The 1383-nt window shown below is 72.5% G+C and carries 2 protein-coding genes; both read left to right on the top strand.

Features of this window, described 5'->3' with window-relative positions:
- Nucleotides 1-43: 43 nt before the first annotated feature.
- Nucleotides 44-316 carry a pyrroloquinoline quinone biosynthesis peptide chaperone PqqD gene (gene pqqD / locus ACZ5CR_RS45295; RefSeq protein WP_468869539.1) on the top strand — a complete coding sequence of 91 codons (273 nt, stop codon included), beginning with the start codon at nucleotides 44-46 and terminating at the stop codon, nucleotides 314-316.
- Nucleotides 317-333: 17 nt separating this feature from the next.
- Nucleotides 334-1383 (top strand): pyrroloquinoline quinone biosynthesis protein PqqE (gene pqqE, locus ACZ5CR_RS45290; RefSeq protein WP_468869534.1); only part of this gene is annotated, 1050 nt, incomplete at its 3' end.

The following is a 1383-nucleotide window of genomic DNA, read 5'->3' as shown; positions in this document are numbered from 1 at the left end:
GGACGCTGCTCGACGCGGTCGACCGGGGGCCGGGGTGCGGCGGATGAGTGCGGCGGTACGCCTCGACTGGCGGCCGGCGCCGGCGCGCTCCGTGGTCCTGCGGCACGACCGGGTGCGCGGCGTCGACCTCCTGGTGCTGCCCGAGCGGGTGGTCGTGCTGCGCGGGTCGGCCGGGAGCATCGTGGAGCTGTGCGACGGGAAGCGCGAAGTCACCGCGATCGTGGGCGAGTTGGAGCGGCGGCATCCTGGCGCGGCGGTGGCCGATGACGTGCCGCGGTTCCTCGCGGCCCTGCGGGCGGAGGGGTGGCTTCGGTGACGGAGTCCCCTCGTTCCGTGGAACCGCCGTGGGCTCTGCTCGCCGAGCTCACACACGGGTGCCCGCTGCGGTGTGCCTACTGTTCCAATCCCACCGAACTGGTCTCGCGCACACGGGAGTTGACCGCCGAGCAGTGGGGCGGCGTCATGCGCCAGGCCGCGGACATCGGTGTCGTGCAGACGCACCTGTCCGGCGGTGAGCCCCTCCTGCGCCGCGACCTCGCCGAGATCGTCACGGCCGCCGACTCGGCCGGGATCCACACGCAGCTCGTGACCAGCGGCGTCGGACTGCACGAAGCGCGCCTTGAGGCTCTCGTCGGCGCGGGCCTGCGCAGCGTTCAGCTGTCCGTGCAGCATGCCGATCCGGAGAGGGCCGAACTCATCGCGGGAGCAAGGGCGTTCACCGCCAAGGAGCGGGCGGCAGGGCTCGTGCGGGCGGCGGATCTGCCGCTCGGTCTCAACGCCGTACTGCACCGCGCCAATCTCGACGCGCTCGACGGCCTTGTGGAGTTGGGTCTCGCCTGGGGCGCCGACCGGATCGAGCTGGCCAACACGCAGTTCTACGGCTGGGCGCTGCGCAACCGGGAGGCGCTGCTCCCTGACCGCGCCCAGGTCGCGCGGGCCCGCGAGCGCGTCGAGCGGTGGCGGGAGCGGCTCGCGGGGCACATGGAGCTGGTGTGGGTGGCGCCCGACTACGTGGACGGCATCGCGAAGCCCTGCATGGGCGGCTGGGGAGCGATCTCGCTGACCGTCACCCCGGACGGCACGGCGCTCCCGTGCCCGGCCGCCGGTGAGCTCGTCGGACCCGACGCGCCGAACGTCAAGGACCACCAACTGGACTGGATCTGGCGGGAGTCGGCGGCCTTCAACCGCTACCGCGGACAGGGGTGGATGCGCGATCCCTGCCGCAGCTGCGAACTGCGGACCGTGGACTTCGGCGGCTGCCGCTGCCAGGCGTTCATGCTGACCGGGGATGCCAGCAATGCCGACCCGGTGTGCAGCAAATCGGAGCACCACGGGCTGATCCTTCAGGCCCGTGAAGAAGCGGAGCACGCCACCCAGACCATC

This window comes from Streptomyces sp. NPDC031274 (assembly GCF_055570235.1).
This window is presented reverse-complemented; position numbering and strand designations above follow the sequence as displayed.